Annotated in this window: 24 protein-coding genes; 19 read left to right on the forward strand and 5 right to left on the reverse strand. The window is 39.9% G+C overall.

The window, feature by feature from the left end; genetic code table 11:
• The 8 genes from G622_RS26170 to G622_RS0111370 form a co-directional block, all read left to right on the forward strand.
• On the forward strand, positions 1-431 hold a 431-nt coding region (locus tag G622_RS26170; protein WP_044957541.1), incomplete at its 5' end, for a hypothetical protein.
• Between the two features lie 50 nt (positions 432-481).
• Positions 482-2,542, forward strand: coding sequence for a M13-type metalloendopeptidase (locus G622_RS0111340; protein WP_026510827.1), 2,061 nt, complete (start codon positions 482-484; stop codon positions 2,540-2,542).
• A gap of 105 nt (positions 2,543-2,647) precedes the next feature.
• On the forward strand, positions 2,648-3,358 hold the full coding sequence (locus G622_RS0111345; RefSeq protein WP_026510828.1) for a response regulator transcription factor: 711 nt from the start codon (positions 2,648-2,650) through the stop codon (positions 3,356-3,358).
• A 67-nt stretch (positions 3,359-3,425) separates the two neighbouring features.
• The gene (locus tag G622_RS0111350; RefSeq protein WP_026510829.1) at positions 3,426-4,424 is read left to right on the forward strand and encodes a sensor histidine kinase; all 999 of its coding nucleotides are present in this window, start codon (positions 3,426-3,428) and stop codon (positions 4,422-4,424) included.
• A 302-nt stretch (positions 4,425-4,726) separates the two neighbouring features.
• The gene (locus tag G622_RS0111355) at positions 4,727-5,422 is read left to right on the forward strand and encodes an ABC transporter ATP-binding protein (RefSeq protein ID WP_026510830.1); all 696 of its coding nucleotides are present in this window, start codon (positions 4,727-4,729) and stop codon (positions 5,420-5,422) included.
• Complete coding sequence (locus G622_RS0111360) at positions 5,419-8,010, forward strand: ABC transporter permease (RefSeq protein ID WP_026510831.1); 2,592 nt, start codon at positions 5,419-5,421, stop codon at positions 8,008-8,010. Before G622_RS0111355 ends, G622_RS0111360 begins: the two co-directional genes overlap by 4 nt.
• Positions 8,011-8,128: 118 nt before the next feature.
• The gene (locus G622_RS0111365) at positions 8,129-8,347 is read left to right on the forward strand and encodes a hypothetical protein (protein WP_026510832.1); all 219 of its coding nucleotides are present in this window, start codon (positions 8,129-8,131) and stop codon (positions 8,345-8,347) included.
• Between the two features lie 52 nt (positions 8,348-8,399).
• Entirely contained in the window at positions 8,400-8,957 is a 558-nt protein-coding gene (locus tag G622_RS0111370) for a hypothetical protein (RefSeq protein WP_026510833.1), read from the forward strand.
• Here the strand turns inward: G622_RS0111370 and G622_RS0111375 are convergent, their stop codons facing one another.
• The gene (locus tag G622_RS0111375) at positions 8,958-9,527 is read right to left on the reverse strand and encodes an alpha/beta hydrolase (protein ID WP_026510834.1); all 570 of its coding nucleotides are present in this window, start codon (positions 9,525-9,527) and stop codon (positions 8,958-8,960) included.
• 145 nt (positions 9,528-9,672) lie between these two features.
• Between G622_RS0111375 and G622_RS0111380 the strand changes: the two genes are divergently transcribed.
• The 4 genes from G622_RS0111380 (at position 9,673) to G622_RS0111395 (ending at position 13,203) form a co-directional block, all read left to right on the forward strand.
• Positions 9,673-11,091, forward strand: coding sequence for an MATE family efflux transporter (locus tag G622_RS0111380; protein WP_044957543.1), 1,419 nt, complete (start codon positions 9,673-9,675; stop codon positions 11,089-11,091).
• Positions 11,088-12,215 carry an alpha/beta fold hydrolase gene (locus G622_RS0111385; RefSeq protein WP_196814208.1) on the forward strand — a complete coding sequence of 376 codons (1,128 nt, stop codon included), beginning with the start codon at positions 11,088-11,090 and terminating at the stop codon, positions 12,213-12,215. The genes G622_RS0111380 and G622_RS0111385 overlap by 4 nt, the downstream gene beginning before the upstream one ends.
• A 299-nt stretch (positions 12,216-12,514) precedes the next feature.
• Positions 12,515-12,724, forward strand: coding sequence for a helix-turn-helix transcriptional regulator (locus G622_RS0111390; RefSeq protein ID WP_026490098.1), 210 nt, complete (start codon positions 12,515-12,517; stop codon positions 12,722-12,724).
• Positions 12,724-13,203 carry a hypothetical protein gene (locus tag G622_RS0111395; protein ID WP_026491883.1) on the forward strand — a complete coding sequence of 160 codons (480 nt, stop codon included), beginning with the start codon at positions 12,724-12,726 and terminating at the stop codon, positions 13,201-13,203. The genes G622_RS0111390 and G622_RS0111395 overlap by 1 nt, the downstream gene beginning before the upstream one ends.
• 248 nt (positions 13,204-13,451) lie before the next feature.
• Here G622_RS0111395 and G622_RS0111400 read toward each other — a convergent pair whose 3' ends face one another.
• From G622_RS0111400 to G622_RS0111415, 4 genes are read right to left on the reverse strand one after another with little or no spacing between them, the layout of a single operon-like run.
• Positions 13,452-13,889, reverse strand: a complete 438-nt coding sequence (locus tag G622_RS0111400) for a hypothetical protein (protein ID WP_026510837.1) — start codon at positions 13,887-13,889, stop codon at positions 13,452-13,454.
• Positions 13,886-14,326, reverse strand: coding sequence for a LytTR family DNA-binding domain-containing protein (locus G622_RS0111405; RefSeq protein ID WP_026510838.1), 441 nt, complete (start codon positions 14,324-14,326; stop codon positions 13,886-13,888). Before G622_RS0111405 ends, G622_RS0111400 begins: the two co-directional genes overlap by 4 nt.
• 11 nt (positions 14,327-14,337) lie before the next feature.
• Positions 14,338-15,258, reverse strand: coding sequence for an ABC transporter permease (locus G622_RS0111410; RefSeq protein ID WP_026510839.1), 921 nt, complete (start codon positions 15,256-15,258; stop codon positions 14,338-14,340).
• On the reverse strand, positions 15,251-16,171 hold the full coding sequence (locus G622_RS0111415; RefSeq protein WP_026510840.1) for an ABC transporter ATP-binding protein: 921 nt from the start codon (positions 16,169-16,171) through the stop codon (positions 15,251-15,253). Before G622_RS0111415 ends, G622_RS0111410 begins: the two co-directional genes overlap by 8 nt.
• Positions 16,172-16,560: 389 nt before the next feature.
• On the opposite strand from G622_RS0111415, the gene G622_RS0111420 reads away from it, so the two are divergent.
• The 7 genes from G622_RS0111420 to G622_RS24630 all read left to right on the forward strand — a co-directional run bounded on the left by G622_RS0111420 (position 16,561) and on the right by G622_RS24630 (position 23,359).
• The gene (locus G622_RS0111420; RefSeq protein ID WP_026510841.1) at positions 16,561-17,127 is read left to right on the forward strand and encodes a hypothetical protein; all 567 of its coding nucleotides are present in this window, start codon (positions 16,561-16,563) and stop codon (positions 17,125-17,127) included.
• Positions 17,128-17,344: 217 nt separating this feature from the next.
• Positions 17,345-18,109, forward strand: a complete 765-nt coding sequence (locus G622_RS22620; protein ID WP_049945810.1) for a sensor histidine kinase — start codon at positions 17,345-17,347, stop codon at positions 18,107-18,109.
• Between the two features lie 83 nt (positions 18,110-18,192).
• A complete protein-coding gene (locus G622_RS0111430) occupies positions 18,193-18,675 on the forward strand; it encodes an NfeD family protein (RefSeq protein ID WP_026510842.1) in 483 nt (160 codons plus the stop codon).
• Between the two features lies 1 nt (position 18,676).
• Positions 18,677-19,642: a flotillin-like protein FloA gene (floA, locus tag G622_RS0111435; RefSeq protein WP_026510843.1), complete on the forward strand. Its 966-nt coding sequence runs from the start codon at positions 18,677-18,679 to the stop codon at positions 19,640-19,642.
• Between the two features lie 89 nt (positions 19,643-19,731).
• Complete coding sequence (locus G622_RS0111440; RefSeq protein ID WP_026510844.1) at positions 19,732-20,481, forward strand: LytR/AlgR family response regulator transcription factor; 750 nt, start codon at positions 19,732-19,734, stop codon at positions 20,479-20,481.
• 178 nt (positions 20,482-20,659) lie between these two features.
• On the forward strand, positions 20,660-21,016 hold the full coding sequence (locus tag G622_RS0111445; RefSeq protein WP_026510845.1) for a BlaI/MecI/CopY family transcriptional regulator: 357 nt from the start codon (positions 20,660-20,662) through the stop codon (positions 21,014-21,016).
• 189 nt (positions 21,017-21,205) lie between these two features.
• Positions 21,206-23,359 (forward strand): M56 family metallopeptidase, encoded by a 2,154-nt coding sequence (locus G622_RS24630; RefSeq protein ID WP_049945812.1) that lies wholly within the window; start codon positions 21,206-21,208, stop codon positions 23,357-23,359.
• The last annotated feature ends 174 nt before the right edge of the window (positions 23,360-23,533 follow it).

Below are 23,533 nucleotides of genomic sequence, written 5' to 3' on the forward strand. Positions count from 1 at the left end.
ATTACAGAAAAATAGTCAGGGTCGATAAAGAAGAGGTGTGGGATAAAATGTCTCCCACATCCCGCAAATTAGAATATATGACCAGGATTACTCAGGATTTTGACTTTGCCAAGGATATAAGACTCTTTGGACTGAGCGATTTTTTGTCCGGTAAACAGGAAGAAGTAAATAAAGAAACAATTGAAAAAATGGATATTCACCGCGATCTGTGGTATAAGCATGCCTTTGTTGTTCAGATAGCTTATGTCATTATAAAGGGGCTTATTTATGCAACTCTTTTTGTGGCTGTGTTTAAAAAGAACCTCTCAATTTCTGATTTCACTATGTTCTTATCGCTGGCAATGGCCTTTTCCTCTGCGCTATTAAATTTCTTGCAGAGATTTGGCGATTATAAAAAAGCTTCTCTCGAGGTTGATGACTTCAGGTCATAAAAGTCATTGCAGGGAGCAATGCAAAAATACAAAATAAGTGGGGACTGTCTATGAAATACAGAAAAGTTGCCCGGAAGTTTTTTACCGGAAAAATGATAATAATACTGGGGGCATCAGTATTTGCTCTCTCTACAGGATGTGGAAAAACTGACTCACCTGATGTTAGTACAGAATCGGGTGAGGAAATAAATCCTGAAGCGAGTACAGGATCGGATGAGGAAACAAGCACAAATGCAGGTGATCAAATAAGCGATGATGCTGCATCATCGTTTGTTGCTACAAAAATAGACGATAATAGTAAACCTATTGCAGACTTTGACGAATTTGTAAATGAACAGTGGAAAGAGCAGAAAAAACAAAATAGCGATAGTGGTGATGCATACTGGTGGGATGAACAGGAGGAATTCGATAAGGCAATAAGGGACATCCTTGATAATACTGATTTAAATGAAATTAGTGAGGATAGTGATCTTTACAAAGCAGTATCTATTTATCGTCACATCTTAGATACGGGGGACTATGATCAGAGAATTGATTCAGCAAAAGAGCACTTGCAGCCAATCGAAAACATAAAAAGCCTCGAAGATATTTACAAACTCTATCAAACAGAAGAGTATATGATGTTCAGCCAGGCTTTTAAATTTACTGTTTCAGCTGATTATAATGGCTATCATGCGGTATGGTTCGAGCCAAATAGTATGATGGGCGATATGGATAATTTCAAGAGTCTTTTTTCTGAGGATAATCCAAATGATTCTGCCAAAAAAGAGTTTCTTTCTTTGATGGAAAAGCTTGGATATTCAGAGGAAAGAACAATAGAAATATTTGATAATGCCTCTGTTGTAGGGGAGATGATAGATGATTATTGGAAAGCTCCTGTCACAAACGACATCGTCTATTTTGACTCTGCGACACTTGAAAAAGAAAATGTTTCTGTACCAGTGATAGACATTCTTGGAAGCCTGGAAGCACTTGGAAAAAATAAGGATTTTATTGCAAAAGATAACTTTTCAGACCTTCTTAATACACTTTATCAGGAAGAAAATGTGGAAGCCATAAGGGATCACATGCTTTTAGGGACGATTACAAGATTATTTACACTCTATGGCGAAGATGTGCTAAAAGTTTCATATGGAATAGAGTATAGTGATCAGGCATGCAAGGCTATAAAAACATATGCTCCTGATGCTATAAATAAAGCTTACAGCAAGCAATATCTTGGGGACTTCGATGAACAGCGATCACTTGATATGGTTGAGGACATCAAGAATAGCTATAGAGATATTATAGATAATACAGAGTGGCTTGGTACCCATGGAAAAGAGCTGGCTAAGCATAAGATTCTTACTATGAGAGTAAGTCTTGGGAAAAATGAAATAGAAAATGACCTTTCTGATATAAATCTATCCGGAAATCTGGTAGACGATTATATATCACTTCTTGTCAGTAAGGAACGTTTTGCAAGAGGACAGATTAAGAAAGAAGATGAGAACAGACAGATTTTTAATGCAAATTTGTTTGAGGTAAATGCCTATTTTATACCTGCTTATAATGCACTTTACGTAAGTAGTGGAGTACTCGTTAATCCTTATTGCTCCAAAACAGCATCATTCGAAGAAATGCTTGGTTACTATGGAATGTTAATAGCTCATGAATATGCTCATTCCTATGATCCTACAGGAATTAACTATGACTGGCGTGGATGGTGGGAACCATGGATGACGGAGGATGAGGAATCAGCATATACCGGGAATCAGCAGAAAATTACTGACTTTTTCGATGGCCTTGAAGTTGAATACGGTCGCAAGATAGATGGTGAACTTATTAAAAATGAGACCTTTGCTGATCTTATGGCTATGAGGTGCTGCCTTAAAATTTTGGAACAAAAAGAAAATCCTGATTATGATTTATTCTTTAGAACCTATGCCGGGAAAAATGCCTGCTATATTACTGAACAGGACATTGACCGCGCTATGGAAGATACTCATCTTATTGGCAAGGCAAGAGTGAATTTCATACTGGGACAGTTTGATAAATTTTATGAAGTGTATGATATAGATGAAAACAGCCCATACTATGTTCCAAAAGAAAAAAGACTAGCAGTGTTTTGAAATGTGACAAAACTGTAATGTAAAAGCCTGATATTTGTAATATGATGATATTGGTGTCTAAAGTAAAAATACTATATGACACAAACAAATATGAGGAGCTACATTATGAAGCTGTTTTTGCTGGAAGATGATGATGCCATTGGCATGGGGCTTAAATATTCATTGGAAAAAGAGAATTATGAGGTGGTTCATGTAAGGACGAAGAACGAGGCGCTGGAAGTTTTTTGTGAAAAGAGCTTTGATCTATGTATATTGGATATAAATCTCCCTGATGGAAATGGTTATGATGTGTGCAGATACATTAAGGAAAAAGAGGATGTGCCTGTAATTTTCCTAACTGCCAGTGACGCGGAAGTCAATGTAGTCATGGGGCTCGAGATGGGAGCAGATGACTATGTGTGTAAGCCCTTCAGGATAAATGAGCTTATGGCCAGGATAAAGACTGTACTTAGAAGAAGCGGACGTGGCAGAGATAACAGCACTTCTGAGACAGAGGGCATTCTTGAAATTCAAAATGTGCGCATACATGTAAGCGAAGCCAAGGTCGGAATAGTAGATGAATCATCTGGAAAAGAGGATATGATTGACCTAACGGCACTGGAATACAGGCTGCTTCTTGCTTTTTGTAATAACAGAGGAAACGTTATGTCCAGAAACCAGCTGCTTGAAGATATGTGGGATGTTAACGGGGATTTTGTAAATGATAATACATTGACGGTTTACATCAAGAGATTAAGAGATAAGATAGAAAAAGATCCTGCGAATCCTAGGATTATAAGGACTGTACGAGGGCTTGGATATATTGTGGATAAATGATAAGAATCCGGTTTTGAAGGCTGCGCATTTAATAATGTTATTTTGGAATAAATTGGGGAACATAGCTATGCTTAAAAACAAAGACTTAAGAATAATGATACTATTAGCAGCTGCACTTACCGCAGTAGCTTCAATATGCGGATATGCACTATGTGGCATATCCGCATTTTTTCTATTACTGGTGGTTGGAGTGACCATAACATGCGGATTTGTATTCATAACAAAGAGAAGATATGAGGACATAAGCGTTCTTAATCTTTATCTTGAAAAGGTACTTTCAGGCGGGGAACCTCCAAATATCCTGGACCAGGAGGAGGGAGAGCTGTCTATATTAAAAACGAATATTTACAAAGCCACATCAACTCTGTGCCATCAAAAAGACCTTCTATCGAAAGATAAGGTAGCAATGGCAAATGCTATCGCAGATATCAGCCATCAGCTTAAAACTCCGCTTACATCTATGATAGTGATGAATGACCTTCTCATGACAGAAGAGGATAAACAAAAGCGAGAGGAATTCCTAAAAACACAGTCCAATCAGCTTGACAGGATGAACTGGCTGATACAGACACTTCTTAAATTATCCAAGATCGATGCAGGCACGATTGCCATGAAGTCTGAAATAATAAATGCAGATGATCTGATAAGCGAATTGATAAATCCCTTTGAAATTCAGATGGAGCTTAAAAATATCACATATCATCATGAAAACAGAAACATGCAGGTAAAATGCGATAAAAACTGGACTATAGAAGCTCTTCAGAATATTGTGAAAAACTGTATTGAACATATAGACGAAGGTGGAAAACTAGAAATAACTGCGCATGAAACCAACATTTTCACGGAAATAGTTATAGAAGATAATGGCTGCGGAATACCTAAGGATGAAATAAGTCATATTTTTGAAAGGTTCTACAAGGGAAGAAATGCATCAAAAGACAGCGTGGGAATAGGACTTGCTCTATCAAAGTCGATAATCACAAGCCAGCATGGAGATATCCTTGTGGAAAGCAACGAAGGGGAAGGAACAAGGTTCAGGGTAAGGTTTTACAAGACAATTTTATGAAAGAATAAGGTAAAATCCGTGTGCTTATATGCAGAGCACTTTTAGGGAATAACGGATTTGACCGATGTTAATCATAAAAACGGAGATATAAGAATATGTGACTAAATTGTAATCAAAAAGTCATTTGATAGTAAGGGTAAGACGATAATCTATTCTCAAAGCAGATGGAAGTGATGACAAATGCATTCTTTCGAGTGATTTTCTAAAAACCAGCATTGGTATGAATTTATTACTTAAATGATCCAAGAACACATTATCACTTGAAGATATGGCACCACCTGCTACGAGAAAGGGGCATGAAAATGAAAATATTAGAGATCAGAAATTTATGCAAAGTATATGGTCAGGGGGAGACAAGAGTTGATGCTCTTAAGGATGTCTCTTTTGACGTAGAACAGGGAGAATTCGTGGCAATCGTCGGGCCTTCCGGTTCCGGGAAATCGACACTCCTTCATATACTTGGCGGAGTAGACGTACCAACATCAGGAACCTGCAATATAGCAGGAACCGACATCGGCAAACTAAACGAAACAAAGCTTGCGATTTTCAGAAGGAGAAACATAGGGCTTATCTATCAGTTTTACAATCTTATTCCAATTCTGAATGTGGAAGAGAATCTTACACTTCCGATTCTTCTTGATGGTAAAAAGCCTGATAAGGCTCTGCTTAATGATCTTGTAGATAAGCTTGGATTAAAGAATAGGCTGTCTCATCTTCCTAATCAGCTCTCAGGCGGGCAGCAGCAGAGGGTATCCATAGGACGTGCACTCATGAATCATCCGGCACTCCTTCTTGCGGATGAGCCCACAGGTAACCTTGATTCTGAGAACAGCAAGGAGATAATTTCACTCCTTCGTAAGTTCAACAAGGAAAACAACCAGACAGTTATCATCATTACTCACGATGAAAGGATTGCTCTTTCTGCTGACAGAGTAATTACAATTGAAGATGGTCAGATTACCAGGGATTCGGGGAAAGCCGGGGTGATGGCGTCATGAATATCATATCGAAGTTAACACTAAGGCATCTTCTGGAAAACAAGAAAAGATCAATAGTAACAATTCTTGGTATAGCTACTTCAACAGCGCTTATCAGTGCTATTCTTCTTGGCGTATTTTCTTTCTTTAGCTTCTTTGGCTATATTTCGGTTCAGACCTCAGGAGCTGCACATACTGTCTTTGAGAAGGTATCTAAAGAGCAGTATAAGGAGCTTCTAAATGATAAGACACTTGAAACTGTGGGGCTTAGGGAGCTCGATGGGAAAAAGAGCGGAGTAAGGCTGTTAACAGATACAGATGAAAGATTCAGAGTAGGAAACATCGATCATGCTACTATGAAGGATTATTCTATGAGAGTTGTTTCAGACTATGAAGGCAATTTGCCTGTAAACTCATCGGAAATCGCTGTTGAGGAGAAGTTTCTCAAAGATAACGGGCTGGATCTTAAGGTGGGTGATGAGCTCACGTTTGAAGAGGGTTACAGATATATAGATGATGAGCTTGAGGGCTTTTCATATCTTGGAGGAACTTACAGATCAGACGAACTTTTTAAAGCAAATTCCGCAGAGACCTGCACGATCACAGCGATTCTGCATGGAAACCGCGCCACGAAGGACTGGGATATATTGCGCGGCATGGATGATGGGTATTTTCCGAAGCAGGATGCGGCACAGGTTTCCATAATGCTAAAAAAGTGTAACAGTTCAGCAATTAAGCAGATCAAGGATATAGTAAAAAAGTATGGAATACAGAAATATACTATAAACACTGAATATATGCTAAGTAGATTTGCATTTGAAGGCAGTGCCGGTTCCTACAAAAGCTTTTTCGTACTTATGGGAATTGCTCTGATAATTGTAATTGCCACTTCAGTTATTCTTATCTTTAACTCTATAGGAATGTCTCTTACTGAGAGAATGAGATATCTGGGAATGCTGGCAAGTGTCGGCGCCACGGCGCGTCAAAAGAGATTTTCAATCTATTACGAAGGCGTTGTTCTTGGTATTATCGGTATTCCGTTAGGACTTCTTTTGGGATATATCGGAACAAGGATTACGCTGGCTATACTTGGAAGAAGGATCCTTGAAGCAGATATTCTGGCAGGGGCAGAGGGAATGCGAGGAACAATCCCAATCGTATGCCAGCCATCTGTAATTATCGCAATTATTTTCTTTTCCGCTCTTACAATTATGCTCTCTGTGCTGGTTCCGGGCATTAAAGCAGCCAGAATAATGCCTATCGATGCTCTTAGACAGAGTACAACCATTAAGGTCAGAGCGAGGAACCTGCGTGTAAATCCGCTTATTCGTAAGATATTTGGCTACGAAGGCGAGCTTGCCTACAAGAATATCAAGAGAAATGGGGGCAAGGGAAAAGTGATTACAATTTCCATTGCGGTTTCAATAATACTTTTCCTGACTATCAATTTCTTTTGCAGTTCAATAGCAAGGGCTAATAACTACAATGTTGATATCCCTTATCAGATCATCGCTTCATGCACACTTGATGAAAGTGACAGACTGCGGAGTGAAATTCGTGACATGGACGGGGTTAAGGATGTTTACAGTGCCGGAATGATCCAGTTTGCTTTTAAGAAAAAGCCGGATGATAAATATACCACCCTGGCCAACACAGATATTGCTGATAGAGCATTTTTGACGGAGAGCTTTAGGGATAAGCCGGATGCTTTTGATCTGTATAGTATGTCTGTAGCAATAGTTGATGATGAGGATTTTAATAAAATACTTGATGAAAACGGGCTTTCAAGAGAGGATTATTATTCGGGGCAACTTAGAGGAGTCCTCCTAAACAGCTACTTCCACGAGGTTAATGATGCACCTGTATTTAATGACGGCATCATAGGTCAGAGCCTTCATTATGATGAGACTATGGGCTTTCCACCAGCAATTGAAGTGGCGGCACGGGTTCCCTATACAGCTGACAATAAAGTTCTTGAGTATGTACCAAGAGGTACAATGACCGTCTTTGTGCCAAGGTCGGTTTACTATGAGAAGGCAAAAGAGGTACTTCCTGAAGATAAGCTGACACTGGACCTTGCAGTTGAGACTACAGATAATAAGGCTGTTTATTCCAAAATCTATCAGCTTATGCAGGAGGAGGGTTATCACAACTACTATTGTACAGACCTGACTGATTCCCTGAAAATCATGGACACAATTACACTTATGCTAAACACAGCTATGTACGGCTTTTCCACATTACTTACGCTTATAGCTGTTGCAAATATTGTGAACACCATTTCTACAGGAGTCCTTTTAAGAAGAAAAGAGTTTGCAATGTATAAGTCTGTGGGGCTTGATAATTTAGGCTTTAAAAAGATGATATGGCTTGAAGTATTTCTCTATGGATTCAAGGCACTTCTGTGGGGGATTCCGATATCGCTTTTGCTTAGCTTTATGATGTATAAGTCCTTTGATTCGGCGCTGTATACCTTTAATCCGAACTTACTGTTTTATGGCGTAGTTGTACTGGCTGTATTTGGAATACTGGGTATCAGCATGGGACTAAGTATCAACAAGATAAAGGACGACAACATCATAGAAGCCCTTAAGGAAGATGCAGTGTAAGTCGAATTTTCCAAACACGAAAAAAATATCTTTATAAACTAGAAAAATTGTGTATTAATATAATCAGCCTCTTCCAATACAATCATTACAAGAAAATGAGTTTGGAAGGGGCTTTAAAATGGAAGAAAAAAAGATTACTTACAAAGACATATTGAAGATACCTAATTGCAGAAAGCTTATAACATCGAATCTTATTAACAGATTTGGAGACTCGGTGGATGCCATTGCATTTACCTGGCTTGTGTATCAGATTACAGGAAGTGCAACCTGGTCAGCACTTATATTCGGGCTAAACCCGCAACGAGTTTACTATACTTCACAATCTGGCACTACTTGAGAAAAACTCAAAGAAAAGGATCGAGTTATTAAAAGAGATAAATATTAATGGTATGTATGATGCGGAGATTGGCGAAGTATACCGGGATGATAAGGATATAGAAAAGGCCTATGAGTTCTTTTCAGAAGGCCTCTATCTAAGCAGCATGAATGTGATCAATGTTACCGGCCGGTGGATTGATCCTCTTTTGCATGAGGGAAAATATGACACCGCGCTTAGTATGATTGGTTATTTGGAGATGATCTTAAAAACAATCTACAAAGAATCAAAAGCCAGCTTTGGAACAAAAATGCTCGCAAATCTTGAAATAATAAAGGCGGTTATATTTGAGGCGCAATCAAAACACACAGAAATGAGAGAATGTGTGGAGAAGGCGGTCGAAAACGCACGAATATTTGATGAAGCTCCCGCATATACAATTGTCACCGGTGCCACTTTTTGGCTTAGTAAAACCACAGAAGATGCACCGGTTGCATTTGACGATCAGGGGCCTTCTGCCATGAATGCAGTTGAAGGTATTGTGAGCGAGTTTTGCGATGAATTTACGGGCGATAGCAAAAAAGGCTGCAAAAAGTGTGCAGAAATATTTGGAGCTTTACCTGAAAAATGATTAACCTTGTAATATAAACTGCTCAGCTTTCAGCATTATGTCTTTCAGATTACGAATATCTTCTGCAGTATGCGTGGTTTCAAGGGAATGGTTGGCTTTATCCACTGTGTAAAGCTTAAGTTCAAGCTCGTTGCATTTTGCTTCGGCGACGTCATTGGGACACCAGGGGTCATCAAGACCATGGAAGACTATGCCTGCATTTTTTCTTATTATGTCAAAAGTCTGCGGAACAGGGGTAAATATAAGGTGCCTTGCCCCAACCTGCAGTTCATTGTCAAAATGCGCAGCCAAAGCTGTGCCAATACTTTTTCCAATAAAAATAACATCACTGTAATCTTCAAAAGAAATATTACCAAGGACTTCTTTTATCTGATCGGCGGCTGTTTCAAAAGCCTCCTGCATCCTGATCTTGTCGTTCATAATCTCACGTGCTTTATGAGGAAATTTGTAATTAACCTCGATTATTTCATAACTATTTTCACGGGCGATTCTTTTTGAAAAATAAAGAAGCGGCTTATCGCTGTGATAGCCCATGCCCGGGAAAATGACTGCAAGCTTTTTGTTGTTCATGCGTGCCTCCAAATATTAACAAATGAATCGGTAGCAAAACCAATAACTATCAGGTTTTGTTTTCGAAAAAATGATATCATATTTATGGTATAGAAAACAAAAGAAATGGAGGTTTTTCATATGTAGTTCATATGAAAACATTACTATGCTTGAGAGGATAATAGAACCAGGAGAATATTTACCGGATGAGCGTAAACGGTTTAATAATGCTGCTTTAAAGGCGATGATCATACCGCTCCTTATAGAGCAGCTTCTGCAGATGGTGGTAGGACTTGCAGATACCATGATGGTCAGTTATGCAGGCGAAGCCGTGGTTGCCGGTGTAGGGCTTGATACCATGGTATACACCATTTTCATATATCTGTTTACAGCTATCTCCGCAGGAGGATCAGTAGTTATATCTCAATACATAGGAAGTAAGGAAAAGGATAATGCGGATTTATCCGCTTCTCAGATATTTTTTATAGGTGGGGCACTTTCTTTGCTATGTATGGTGATGATGCTTTTTTTCGGATCATCTCTTCTTCAGACAATGTATCCTAAGGCAGAGGCAGATACACTGGCAGCCTGCAAGATATACATGTGGATAGTGGCATGGTCTTTCCCGGCGAATGCTGTTTATAATGCCGGGGCTGCAGTTTTTCGTGCAATGGGACAGACCAGAGTAACCATGTGGGTTTCGTTTGTAGCAAACCTTGTTAATGTTGTGGGAAATGCGATAGGGATATTCGTTCTCAAGGCCGGTGCCGCCGGAGTTGCATGGCCGACTACGATTTCATGGTATGTGGCAGCAGCTATTATGACAGCGCTGTGTATTGAGACAAGAGCTTCTGATGAACTTCTTGGAAAAATTAAAGCATTAAGTAATCCCAGAATCAGTATAAAGATTCGGGATTCACTTCGCCTTGATGCTCCCATGGCAGGTCGCATATTAGGTGTGGCTATTCCGAACTCAATAGAAAACACCCTTTTTCAGGCTGCCAAGGTTGTTCTTGGTATGCTTACAGCAACCTTTGGAACCTCGCAGATAGCAGCAAACACCACAGGGCAGACATTCTGGTCTTTGGCTGCATGCATGGGCATGTCCATGGGAACGGTGTTCATCACAGTAGTCGGACAGTGCGTAGGAGCAGGTGACTATGAAGCTGCAAAATGGAATATAAAAAAGCTCACGAGGCTGTCGCTCTTACTTGCGCTCATCTGGAATGTTATAGTAATGGCGCTGACTCCGATTTTGCTTACTTTATATAATCTCTCCGATGAGACTAAGCGTCTGATACTGATAATAGTTGCGATACATAACCTGTTTTCTGCGCTGGTCCAACCTTTTTCCGGACCTCTTTCATCCGGGCTTCGAGCAGCAGGGGACGTGAAATTTACGATGTGGGCATCTATCTTTGCCACAGTTGTATGCAGGACGGCTCTGTCATTTATCCTTGCTTTGTGGATGGGAATGGGTGTCATTGGAATAGCTCTTGCTATGGTACTTGATTGGTGCATAAAGGCTGCACTTGATATATGGCGCTTCAGAAGTGGAAAATGGAGAGATCGGAAGATAATATGATAAGAGTAGAGGGCTACTACAGGAAAATGAAAACAGCAAATAGTAACAACTTAAGAAAAATCACTAAATTTATACTTATTGCTTTAATGATTCTTATATTAGCAGGCATTCTGATTATACTTTTTTTTAGAACTGCCAATTATATGCACCATAAGATGATGTACAAAGGAGGTGTAAATGAAACTACATACTTGGATATTAATGGGCAGCAGCAATATGTATCGATGATGGGAGAGAACACATCGAATCCGGTGATTATCTATCTTCATGGAGGACCTTCTTCTCCGGATACATTTATAAGCTATTGTTTTTCGGATTATCTTACTGATGAATATACAGTTATTGCCTGGGATCAGAGAGGATGCGGAAGAACTTATTTTAAAAATGAAAAGACTGATCCTGATAATCAGACAGCTACCTTTGAACAGGCTTTGGAGGATTTGGATGTGCTTGTTTCCTATGCCTGTGACAGATTCGAGCAGGACAAGGTCATTCTTATGGGACATTCTTATGGGACAGTTTTGGGAAGTGTCTATGCAAAGGCACATGCAGACAAGGTACAGGCATATATAGGAATTGGACAGCTGGTATCCCTGGCAGATGCTGATATGTACAGTTACGATGATGCCATGGAAAAAGCGAAGGCTGCCGGAGATGATACTTCCACTATGGAAAAAGCCTATGAAGAATATTGCCAGAATCCTGGGATTCCCAATTTGCTCTCACTTCGAAATCAAACTTCAATCTATCATCCTGTGGAAAAACATGCAGATCAGTTTGGATTGGCACTATTTTCTCCCTTCGCAGGTATAGATGACTTGCGGTGGTTTTTATTTCAAATGGGAGATATTGATAAATATGTAGACAAGAACAAGCAACTCTTTGACTTTGTGCTCTCCTTTGATGCATGCAAGGAATCTATGGATTTTTCTATGCCGGTCTGCCTGATATCAGGCTCAGAGGACTGGGTGTGCCCTGTACAAAAAGCAGAGCAGTACCTTAAGGCTATCAGCGCTCCCATGAAGAAAATGTATAAACTGGAAGGATTCGGACACGATGCACATTGTGCAGATCCGGAGGAATTTGCAAAAGATGTGAAAGAGTTTTTGAATGGCTGCCCGTAATATGAATATTTAGGGCTGTATCAATGGGGGATTCTTCTTAAAATGGCCCCACGGCTATTGCATAAGAAAACCTGCAGATTAAATCTGCATGAACTTTGTTGACTAAAAGTTTAGAAAGTAGGAAAAGTCTTAAACTTTCTGAATTTTTCAAAATGGTATTCTGTGTGGGCTTCCTATTTAATGCTTACGGATGATTTTTGAAAAAAGATAAAAAATAATGCAAAGTTAACTTGACATAATATGCAAAGCAAACTATACTATATCTGCAAAGCAAACTTAGCAAGAGTATGGAGGCTGTCATGAAAAACAAAATAAAGGAGTTAAGGAAAGTGAATAAACTTTCGCAATCTGAACTTGCTGATATTGTTGGAACTACGCGTCAGACAATTACCTCTATAGAGGTAGGAAAATATACAGCGTCTCTGATATTAGCGTATAAGATTGCACATCACTTCAATATGAATATTGAGGAAGTATTTGATTTTGAGAGCTTGGAGGAAGAAGACTAATGAATAACAAAAAAATGAATCAGATGAGAGAATCAATTAAAAAACAGAATTTTGCATATGTTGGAATTATACTACTTAGTGCAGCATTGTATTTTGTGTCACAGAGACCAACTATAACTGCAAGGTATGCAACATCTAATTATGCTGATTTCATGCAGGGATTTGTAATAGGAATGGTAATCGTATTGGACATCATAAGTATTTATCATCTTGTAAAGTATTCAAATGCTCTTAAGGATGATAAGAAACTTACACAAATCTATAACGAAATGCATGATGAGCGTATGTGTCATATCGAATCACTATCTGGGAAGTTTACAGTAAAGTTTGCAGCTATTTTCCTATTATTATTTGCAATAGTAGTAAGCTTTTTCAGTTTTGAAGCAGCAATTGCTATTATGGCAGCATTGTTTATACTGGGGATTGCCAAGAAAGTAAGCATGGTACACTATACTAGAACATATACGGGCGAGGAATAAAAAGAAAAGACTCAAGTTTATACGCAGCTTGAGTCTTTTCTTTTTGTACTTCATTTGTAAGCGACCAACTAGTGTCTTGTCTGAATGACAATTTGATAAATTACTTGTCTAATTCTCAATACGCTTCGTCATCTTCAATCGCCGTAGCCACGGGCGGTACGGCGATTGACGCCAACGCAGCAGAAGGCAATTTAGACAAGTAATAAAGTCGACTTATTTGATGACAGTAGCACTATGGACCATTTTCATTATTCCTCATCGCGGATTTTATCCAAGGCGTCACTGATGAGTTTCTCATCGTGACGGAACAGAAGCAGTGTTCCTACCCAGCCACCTGCGTAGATCAGCACGTACATCACAGAAGTTAAGATAAAGCCAAAGGTAGAGCGGTACCAGTAGAAAAAGTATCCAAATCCCATGATCACGCCGTACAGCAAAATGAAATGTAGCACAACGCTGATGTAATACTTCACCGGGGATTCATCCTTGGACTCGGTGGAGTTATATAAAAGGAGCACCGTAATCAGGCTGCAGAAAAAGCTGGCCAGCACAACGGATCCGGGTATGTACCAGTCAAATCCAAAATCATCCTTTCGCAGGATAACGAGCCCATAGACGCTTATGTAGCACAGGACCATAAAGCTTATCATCATTGTCTGTTCAATAATCAGTTTTATTTTATTCATACTAATAACCCCAGTTTCTTTTTAAGTTCTTTTACGTAGCTCCTTGTGATGATGATGACTTCGCCGTTTAGGAGGACAGCCCGCATTCTGGCGTTGCTCTCAGCCTTGACGCTTTTGATCTTGCGAAGGTTGCAGATCATGGATTTCGAGCACCTGAAGAACCTGAAGTCCAGACTCTGCTCGATCTCGTAGAGTCTGCTCCTTACCTCAAGGCAGGTGTCCTTGGTGTAGGCAAAGCTCTTGTCATCAACGGTTTCAAAATAGTAAATCTGGGATAGTCTGCAGGGCATTTTCTCGCCGTCCTTGTAGCCGACGATGATCTGTTCCCCATTTTCCAGAAGCCCTATTGCAGTTTCGATGGAAGGCGTGCGTTCGTAGGCATTTATCACCGCGCTCTCGTTTTCTCCCTGTTTGATCTGATTGAATGTAACCCTCACAATTTTCCCCTTTATCTCTTGCCATAAACAGCAGGATATACCACTCTCATGATTACTAAAAAGATAACTGTAATAATTATTATATATGTCCAGGTCAGATTCAATGTCCAAATATCTCCACCTATGATTGTGCGATATGAAAAAACATCAAGCATGGCTTCCTTGAATGCGCCGCCGTCAAGGCCACTGATGCACTCATCCATATGTCTTAAGATTCCGCCCGTAAGGTAATTTCTTATAAGCACTGTAACTCCTGTTGCGGGAACAAGGTTGCAGACGTTCTGGATTCCTCTGTTAAACTGCGAAAGAGGCATGTATGCTCCGATCACAAAGCCTGAGATTGCCGACAGGATTCCCATGAAGGCACTGCAGGTACCCATGTTTTTAAAGAACATCATGACTACCATGAATGCTGCGGTTGATGAAACTGTTCCAAGTAAAACTGCGCCCACAAGTCTTACCACGTCGCCTGCTGTCAGGTACATTTCGCCTAAAGCACTGAGTACTCCGATTCCAAGTCCAAGTACGATCATGGTCTGGAGAAATGCTGAAATAACTGATGCGCAGAAATAGGCAAGAATGATCTCGAATCTCTTGACCGGTGTGACTCTCATGTCATAATCCACCTTGTCCTCCCTGTCACTTACTATGATCTCAAGGGCGTTGTAGGGAATGGTTATCAGCGCAGAGCTGATGATACCTGTAAGGAGGAGTCCGTTCACAAACTGTTCCATATCCTTGGCTGCAATTATGTTTTCAAGACCTTTAGCCGCATCATTAAGTGATGACAGCAGCGTATTCTTCAGGAAAAGAATATACAAAAGGAGGATGATCATCGGGGTAAGCATTGAAAAGAAAATCGACCCTTTATTTGTAAAGAACACCAGCATATTTCTCTTTGTAAGTCCCCAAAAGCTTCTTAATTTAGCCATTTACATTCACCATTTCCTTTCCGGTAAGTGTTAAGAACACATCGTCCATAGTTCCTTTTATGATTTCAAAATCTTTGATAAGTCCCTTGTTGTTCCAGATAAATTCCGTGATTCCCTCGTTCATTGCGATGCTGTAGTGATCAACTTCATATTTGAACTTGGTTTTCCCGGCGCCGCTGATCAGCCTTGTGCTTTCCTCGCTCTCCTCGGTGTACCAAATGAGTTTCTTGCTTGTGTATCTGTTCTTAAGCTCTGCCGGCGTTCCCTCAGCGATGATGTTTCCCTTATCCATGATCACCACGTTGTCTGCCTCCGCCGTTTCCTCCATGTAATGGGTGGTGAGGAAGATCGTCAGGTTATCGTGTTTTCTAAGGTAGTTGATGTAGTCCCATACTATCTTTCTGGACATTGGATCCAGTCCTGTAGTGGGCTCATCCAGGAACAGTATCCCGGGCTTATGCAAAAGAGCTCTCGCTATATCGATACGTCTTCTCTGGCCTCCGGATAACTTCTCGTATTTTTTATTCCAGATCTCTCCAAGATTGAAATCATCCCAGAAACCTTCAAGCCTTGCCATTATCTCTTTTGTGCTATATCCGTAGTAGGCGCCTCTGGTCATAAGGTTCTGTTTGACTGTGAGCTTACCGTCCAGCACCGAGTTCTGGAAAACAATTCCAATCTCTTTTCTTATATTGTCATCATCCCTGCCAAGCTCATGTCCCATCACGTAAGCATTTCCCGAAGTCTTGGGAAGGATTGTACTCAGCATGTTTATGGTTGTGGACTTGCCTGCTCCGTTCTCGCCAAGGAATGCGAAGAGCTCGCCCCTGTTTACGGAGAAGGAAATATTATTCACTGCTGTGTGGTCGCCATATCTCTTTTGCAGATTGGTTACTTCGATTGCCTTTTTCATCCTGTGCCTCTTTTCTTTAACTACTTGTTTCTTGGTTCTGAGTTGATATTACCTGATTTTGCGCACAAAAAAAGTGCAACTGCGGTAAGTTGCACTTTTCGTTAGGTGAAATACAAAATTCTTTCAAAATATATCAGGCTGCAGATGCTTCTTTTGACTCCTGTTGAAACCAATGATAAGAGATACGCCTCGTTATGGCTAATATATGGTAGTTATATTTGGGATAATTATGAGAGAAACAGTAGCATTGGAGCGAGTTACTACCTATATCTTGTAGTTGTACTGATTTGAAAAAGTAATTAGAATAATAATTGCAATGGTATTTCGGTATGTGAGAATTGCAGGTGTGTAAACAGGTAGTTCTCACTGTTTTCTTGGAGGGTAAAAATATGAGGAAAAAAACATGGCAGGTTGTGCGTAGATTATTGTCGGTCGCGTTAGTATTTGCTTTGACGATTGTACTGGCGAATCCGGTTGTGGCTGAGGCTAAGACAAAAACGCTAAAACTTCCCTTTGGTGACTTTGGGATCCCCGAAGAGTCTTATATCGAATCAGTCGCTGTGACTATTAATAAAACAGGAACATATAAAATTCAAGAGAAGAAGACTTCCGACTATTTTGCTGGTTTTATAAAGTTTGTTGTTCCAAAAACAAAAAAATATACATTTACTTTCAGTGAGCCGAGAGCTAAAGGTAAATCACCATGCCTCCCATACGTGCAGTTTACCAGACCTACCGGGATTGAGAATCAAATAACTAATGTTCCTGGATATTCAAAGGGGTATTCAGGTACTAATCAGTTTCCTTTTGCGTACAGAGTACCAGGCAAAAATAACGTTGCCAAGCGAACTGTAACAATGAATTTAGAGAAAGATCAGGTTATATATATTCAGATAGTAAATGCTTTTTATGCCTCAAAAGGTAAAAAGTTTACCTGCAAAATGAAAATCAAGTAATCAATGCAACTGATGTAATGATTAACAATTATTTATAATGAAGATTTGTGATGCCTCGTGGTGTGATAACTGCGGGGCATTTTTTATTTCATAGCTTCTTAAGAAGTATTGTCCTGACTTTATGTCATTTCAGGCTCAGTTTTGTATAATTGAGAGAGAATGAATTGTTGAAAACGGCAGCAGTGCTATTATGAGAATATAGAAAACGGAGGCGGTTGTGGGAGATAAATATTTATATCTTATTGTCGTACTGGTTGTAATACTTATTGTGTGCATTGCTGTTCTGATAAAGAATTACATGAAGCTGATCGCCGGGAATGATGCTCTTCGCGAAAGTATCAAAAATCTGGGCGAATTAAATGACAAACTCAGAATGGACAGGCACGATTACCTGAACCATCTGCAAATTATCTATGGGCTGATGGAACTTGAGGAATATGATGAAATGAATTCATACCTCAGAAAAGTTTACAAGGAGTTGCTTAAAACAGGGAAAGCTGTAAAGACGTCAAAGCCTGCTATAAACGCACTCCTGGCAGCCAAGATGGCAGAAGCTGAAGCTAAGGGAATCGAGTTTTTGATTGATGTAAAATCCGATCTTAAAAAGCTCGAAATTGAGGACTGGGAGCTGTGCAAGATTCTTTCCAATCTAATCGACAATGCGATGAAAGCGCTTGAAGATTTTGATGGAGAGGAAAAGAAAATCAGAGTACAGATCAATGAAACGCCTGAGAGATATATTTTCAGCGTTGAGGATAATGGGCCTAAAATCCCGGAAAGCATCAGAGAGAGTATTTTTAAGAAAGGCTTTTCAACAAGGAAGGAGGACGGCCACGGAATGGGACTTGCAATCGTATCCAACATTTTAAGTAAAAACGATGGAGATATCGAGCTTTTGTCGGATGATGAGGAGACAGCCTTTACCATAAGTTTTGGAAAAGAGGACGAACATATCGTTCATAGAGGAACTGGTTGCCTCTAGTGCACGGCACATGGGTGCTTACGGTATCCGAATCCGATCGGTTTTAATCGTATTTCAACTTGTATTTGTAGGAGAGAATAATTATGGGATCAGTTCAGATATTGGGAGTGATAGTCCTGATAATAGGAATACTTCTGATAGGTGTCGAGTTCTACATGCCCGGTTTTGGATTTCCCGGGATAGCAGGTATCATCTTCACCGCTGCCGGTGTTTTTTTAACCGGAAGGAATTTTCAGGAAAGAGTGATGGTGGGTGTAATCACTATCGTAATAATCGCTGTAATGCTAGTGGTGAGCATAGTGATATTCAGCTCAAAGAAAATAAAATCACCGATTAAGCTTGATGAGGATCTACAGGGAAAAAATCTTTTCATAGAAGAAAAAGATATGGAATTCCTCATTGGGAAAAAAGGAATTGCAATAACAGATTTAAAGCCTGCCGGAAAGGGCGAGTTTGATGGCGTTAAGCTGGACATTCTATCTGCAAATTATTATGTAAAAAAAGATTCTGCCCTTGTAATAACAGAAGTGAAAAATAACAGAATAATCGTCGAGGAGGAGAAGTAAAATGATGGCAACTATAATAATAGCAGCGATAGTAATAATACTGGTAGTTATGTTCTTTGCTGTAATCCCGGTTGGTATGTGGATTTCAGCGGTAGCAAGTGGAGTTAAGATAAGTATATTTTCACTGGTAGGAATGAAGCTTCGCCGAGTTAAACCGGTCAAGATTGTGAGTCCCCTGATAAAGGCCACAAAGGCAGGGATAAATGTTACAACAAATCAGCTTGAAGCTCATTATCTTGCAGGCGGAAATGTGGATAGCGTAGTAAATGCGCTTATAGCCGCAGAGAGAGCCAGTATGAACCTTTCTTTTGAGCAGGCATCAGCGATTGACCTTGCAGGACGCGATGTCTTTGAAGCTGTAACCATGAGCGTTACGCCCAAGGTAATTGAGACACCTCAGATTTCAGCAGTGGCAAAAGATGGTATAGAGCTTCTTGTTAAGGCTCGTGTGACGGTACGTACAAATATCGATCAGCTTATTGGCGGTGCCGGTGAAGCAACTGTCCTTGCAAGAGTAGGAGAAGGAATTGTAACAACTGTGGGCTCAGCTACGACACATAGCAGTGTCCTTGAGAATCCGGATGATATTTCAAAAGTTGTTCTCGAAAAAGGTCTTGATTCCGGTACTGCTTATGAAATCATGTCCATTGATATAGCCGATATCGACATTGGCAGAAATATCGGAGCAAATCTTCAGAGTCTTCAGGCAGAAGCCAACACCAAGATTGCGCAGGCCAAGGCAGAGGAGAGAAGAGCAATGGCGGTAGCACTGGAGCAGGAGATGAAGGCAGAGGTTGTCAAGGCAGAGGCTGATATTCCAAGAGCAATGGCGGAAGCTTTAAGAAGCGGCAATATCGGTGTGCTTGACTACTATAATCTTAAGAATGTTCAGGCTGATACTAAAATGAAAAACGATATTGGGAACAGCATTGCTGAATATGTTGAGACGAAGAAGGATAAGAAATAAGCTTGCAGGTTGCAAACAATAATAAAGCAATAAAGCTGATAAATATAACAACGACTGCACGGTCAAAGGCCAATAAATGGGGAGAAGCTATGATAAGAGTCATGATAGTTGAGGATGAGGAACAGATAAGGATTATTCTAAAGAAAATGATTGAGAAAACATCCGATTGCGAAGTGGTATCCTCATGCGGCAATTTTGCTACGGCTATCAGCGACTTTTTATGGCTTCGCCCCAATGTTGTTTTTATGGATATAGACCTCTCGGGGGAGAGCGGGCTTGAATGTGCAAAGGCCATTACTGAAGTGGATCCAAAGGTAAAGATTGTTTTCGCCACAGCCCACAGCGAGTATATGGCTAATGCTTTTGAAATATACGCTTTTGATTATCTTGTAAAACCCTTTGACCTTGAGCGAATCGGTAAGACACTTGGCAGAATAAAGAGCATGATGGAAGAGCAAAGCTCTGTGCCCCAAGGAACGAAGAATGAATCAGCCAGGAATGACGCAGCATATGAGAAGCTGATTATTCGTGGAAAGGAAGAGATAAATCTAGTCGACACCAGAGATATCATTATGGTAGAGCGTACCGATGGCATGTGCAGGATAGTGACTAAGGATGAGATTTTTCTTACAACAGCTTCGCTTTCTTCAATCCAGGAAAAACTGGATCCGGAAATATTCATGAGATGCCATAAGTCCTATATAGTCAGAACTCAGGCAGTTAAAAAGCTTGAAACATACGGCAGATGGACATACACGGTTAAGCTTAAAGACACCAATGAAACTGCGCTTATGACTTCTGAAAAATATAATGAAATGAAGCAAAAACTGGCGCTGTAATCAAAACAAAATAATTGTTGACAAATTGGTCTATCGTGAATAAACTTTAAATATAAAGTCGATTCATGATAGACCAAAATCTTTTTGGTTTGGAAATAAGAACTAATTTTGTGTTGAAACTTGATAAAGTTCCATATAAACAAGCCAAAATGATTTGAATCAAGTAGTGGAGGGCAATATGGCGATTGAATTAGGCGAAGTTCAGATGCAGTTTGCAGAGCTCATATGGGAAAGGGAACCGGTAGGATCAGGAGAACTGGTTAAACTGTGCTCTGATGAATTCGGGTGGAAAAAATCAACCACCTACACTGTCTTAAAAAAGCTCTGCGAGAAAGGACTGTTTCAAAATGTGGATGGCGTAGTCACATCCATTATTTCCAAAGATGATTTTTATAGAAAAAAGAGTGAGCAGTTTGTTGAGGAGACCTTTGGGGGATCACTTCCGGCATTTCTGGCGGCATTCACATCAAAGCAGAAGCTTTCAAAAAAAGAGATTGATGAGATAAAGAAGATTATCGACAGGGCAAAGGATTAGAATGTAGATATTGGCTGAGGATATGCTTTTGTTTTTCCAAAGAGAAACAAAAAACATAAAACTCTTATCCAGTAAGAAGACACTGTTTGAAAAGTTTTTATGGGCATACAGGCTAAGAGTACACTGCTTGATAATAGTTTTTATGTGTGGCTAATAGGGTAAGGCTTGATAGTAGGATGGAGGAAACGTATGGGGACAATTTTTATAAAGATCATAGAAATGAGCATATCTGCTGTGTTTCTTATGTTGGCAGTTATTCTGATAAGATTTCCACTTAAGAGGGGACCGAAGTGGTTTATGGGTGTCTTGTGGGCTATAGTGGCTCTTCGACTTGCGATTCCATTTCAGATTGAGACTAAGATAGGCTTAATGCCTGATTTTAACGGAGTAGTCGAGAGGTTTTTCAATGCAGAAGGAACGGGAAGTGCGGCTGTAGAGACTCGCCATACCTTTGTGCAATATTCTGATGCAGGATATGGTACAGAAGTAAACGGCAGAGGTGGCATAGATAAAGCCTTATCTGAAGAGAAGGATTATCTTCCTGCTGAAGAAATAACAACAACCTACACTAATGAAAGTAAATTGGGCACTTTGATACGTAGAAATGGTATGTTGAAAACTCTGTGTATAATCTGGCTTCTTGGAGTGTTTGCAGTCATTTGTTATGCGGTTTTGAGTTTCGTTTCTATTTGGAAAAAGACCAGAGCATCTATAATGCTTGCAGGTGGAACGGATAGGGATGGAATTTGTGGTTCTATGAAAAATAGCAACGGAAGTGTAAGCGCTTTTATTTCAGATGAAATTGATACACCTTTTATACTTGGCATTTTCAGACCTGTGGTTTATCTGCCTTCAGGACTTGATGATGAGACCTTGAAAAATGTGCTTGCTCATGAAAAGGCACACATCAGAAGAAAGGATCATCTCCGCAAGCAGTTTGGTTTCATTCTTCTTGCAATCCACTGGTTCAATCCTCTTGTGTGGATTTCCTATATTCTTTTTTGTAAGGATATAGAGCTATCCTGTGACGAGATGGTTATTAGCCGCATGTCACTTGATGAGAAGAAGTCCTATGCAACATCTCTTCTTCTTTGCAGTACTCATCAGAAGCTAATTTTGGCTTATCCCCTCGCATTTGGTGAGGTTGGAGTAAAGACGAGAGTTAAGCAGATTTTCAATTATAAAAAGCCCTCATTCTGGCTAATCATGATGCTGGTTGTAATCAGCACAGTGTTATCAGTCTGTTTTATGACGAACGCGTCTGAAAGTGTAGTTGGTGGAGAAGGGAATTCTCCAGTAATATCAGGCGTTGATGAAGCTAAAGAGAGCATAATTGTAGATGGAAAAGATAATAGTAAGGAAGAACTTTTGACAACTGAAAACAAAGGAGAAAAACTGGCATCTACTGAAGGCAGAGAAGTTATTGAAGACAGTTCAGAATACGCTAAATACGTAACTACACCTCAGGAGCAGCTTTTATGGAGATGGGATCAGAGCTTTAGTAACAGGGATGTTCAGGGAATATTAAGCGATTCTACCAAGGATGTTCAGACAAAACTTGTTAATGAAGGTGTGTTGTTTAAAGATGAGGACGGGGAGACCTTTGGCTGGTCAAGTCCATGGCCATTCGCCTATGAAGTAAAAGGACAGGCTGGTTCTATGTCATATTGCACGAACGAGGAAAAGACAGAGGGTGAAATTCACTACTATGCCACTGATTCCGAGCCGCATCTATATGTGTGGATAGAGAAAATCAAGATGGGTGAAGCGGAAGATGGAACCTACAAAGTAGTGGGTGAGCATCTTGATATGTACGACAATATTGATTCTTTTAAGGATTTGGAAAGCGCATATTTTAATAATGGTAGTGATAATGATGCAATTAATTACTGCAAAAACGGACTTGGTGAATATCTGAACGATCATGCAAAGTCAGATTCTAATGGAATTTACAGCAGATACTTTGATCCGGTGTCATCAGCTCGTTTCCTTCTTAATCTATCTGATGATGAGAGCAAGGTAGAAATAGTAAGAGGCGAAGATAATAGTGAAGGCACAGTAGTTTCAATCAGATTTTTAAAAGAAAACAAATATATGGACATACTCATGATAAAGCCGTGGGGAGAGGATGGAATATATGTTCCACAGATGAAAATGCCACAGGATAATTATGGCGAAAGACTATACAGTTTAAATAATCCGAAGAATGATTATCCTGTTGATGGTGAAGATGCTAGGAATCTGTTGTACACTGAGGATACAGAGGCTAAGATTGGCAATCTTCCATATTCAGATGATGTAGAAGAACAATTTGAGGATATTCATAAAGATAACAAAAGATGATTTCTGCCGCACTTTATGGATAGCCGAAAAGCAGTGAAGAGAATAGCAGAAGTTGTTCTAACGTATTTCGTAGATATGCAAAAAGCAGCAGAGAGATTAGAAAAAATCATTCTGCTGCTTTTTGCATAAAGCCAAAAAGCGTTAGAGAGAATAGCAGGAATCGGTCTACCGCAT

The organism is Butyrivibrio sp. LC3010, from assembly GCF_000424385.1.
GTDB lineage: Bacteria > Bacillota > Clostridia > Lachnospirales > Lachnospiraceae > Butyrivibrio.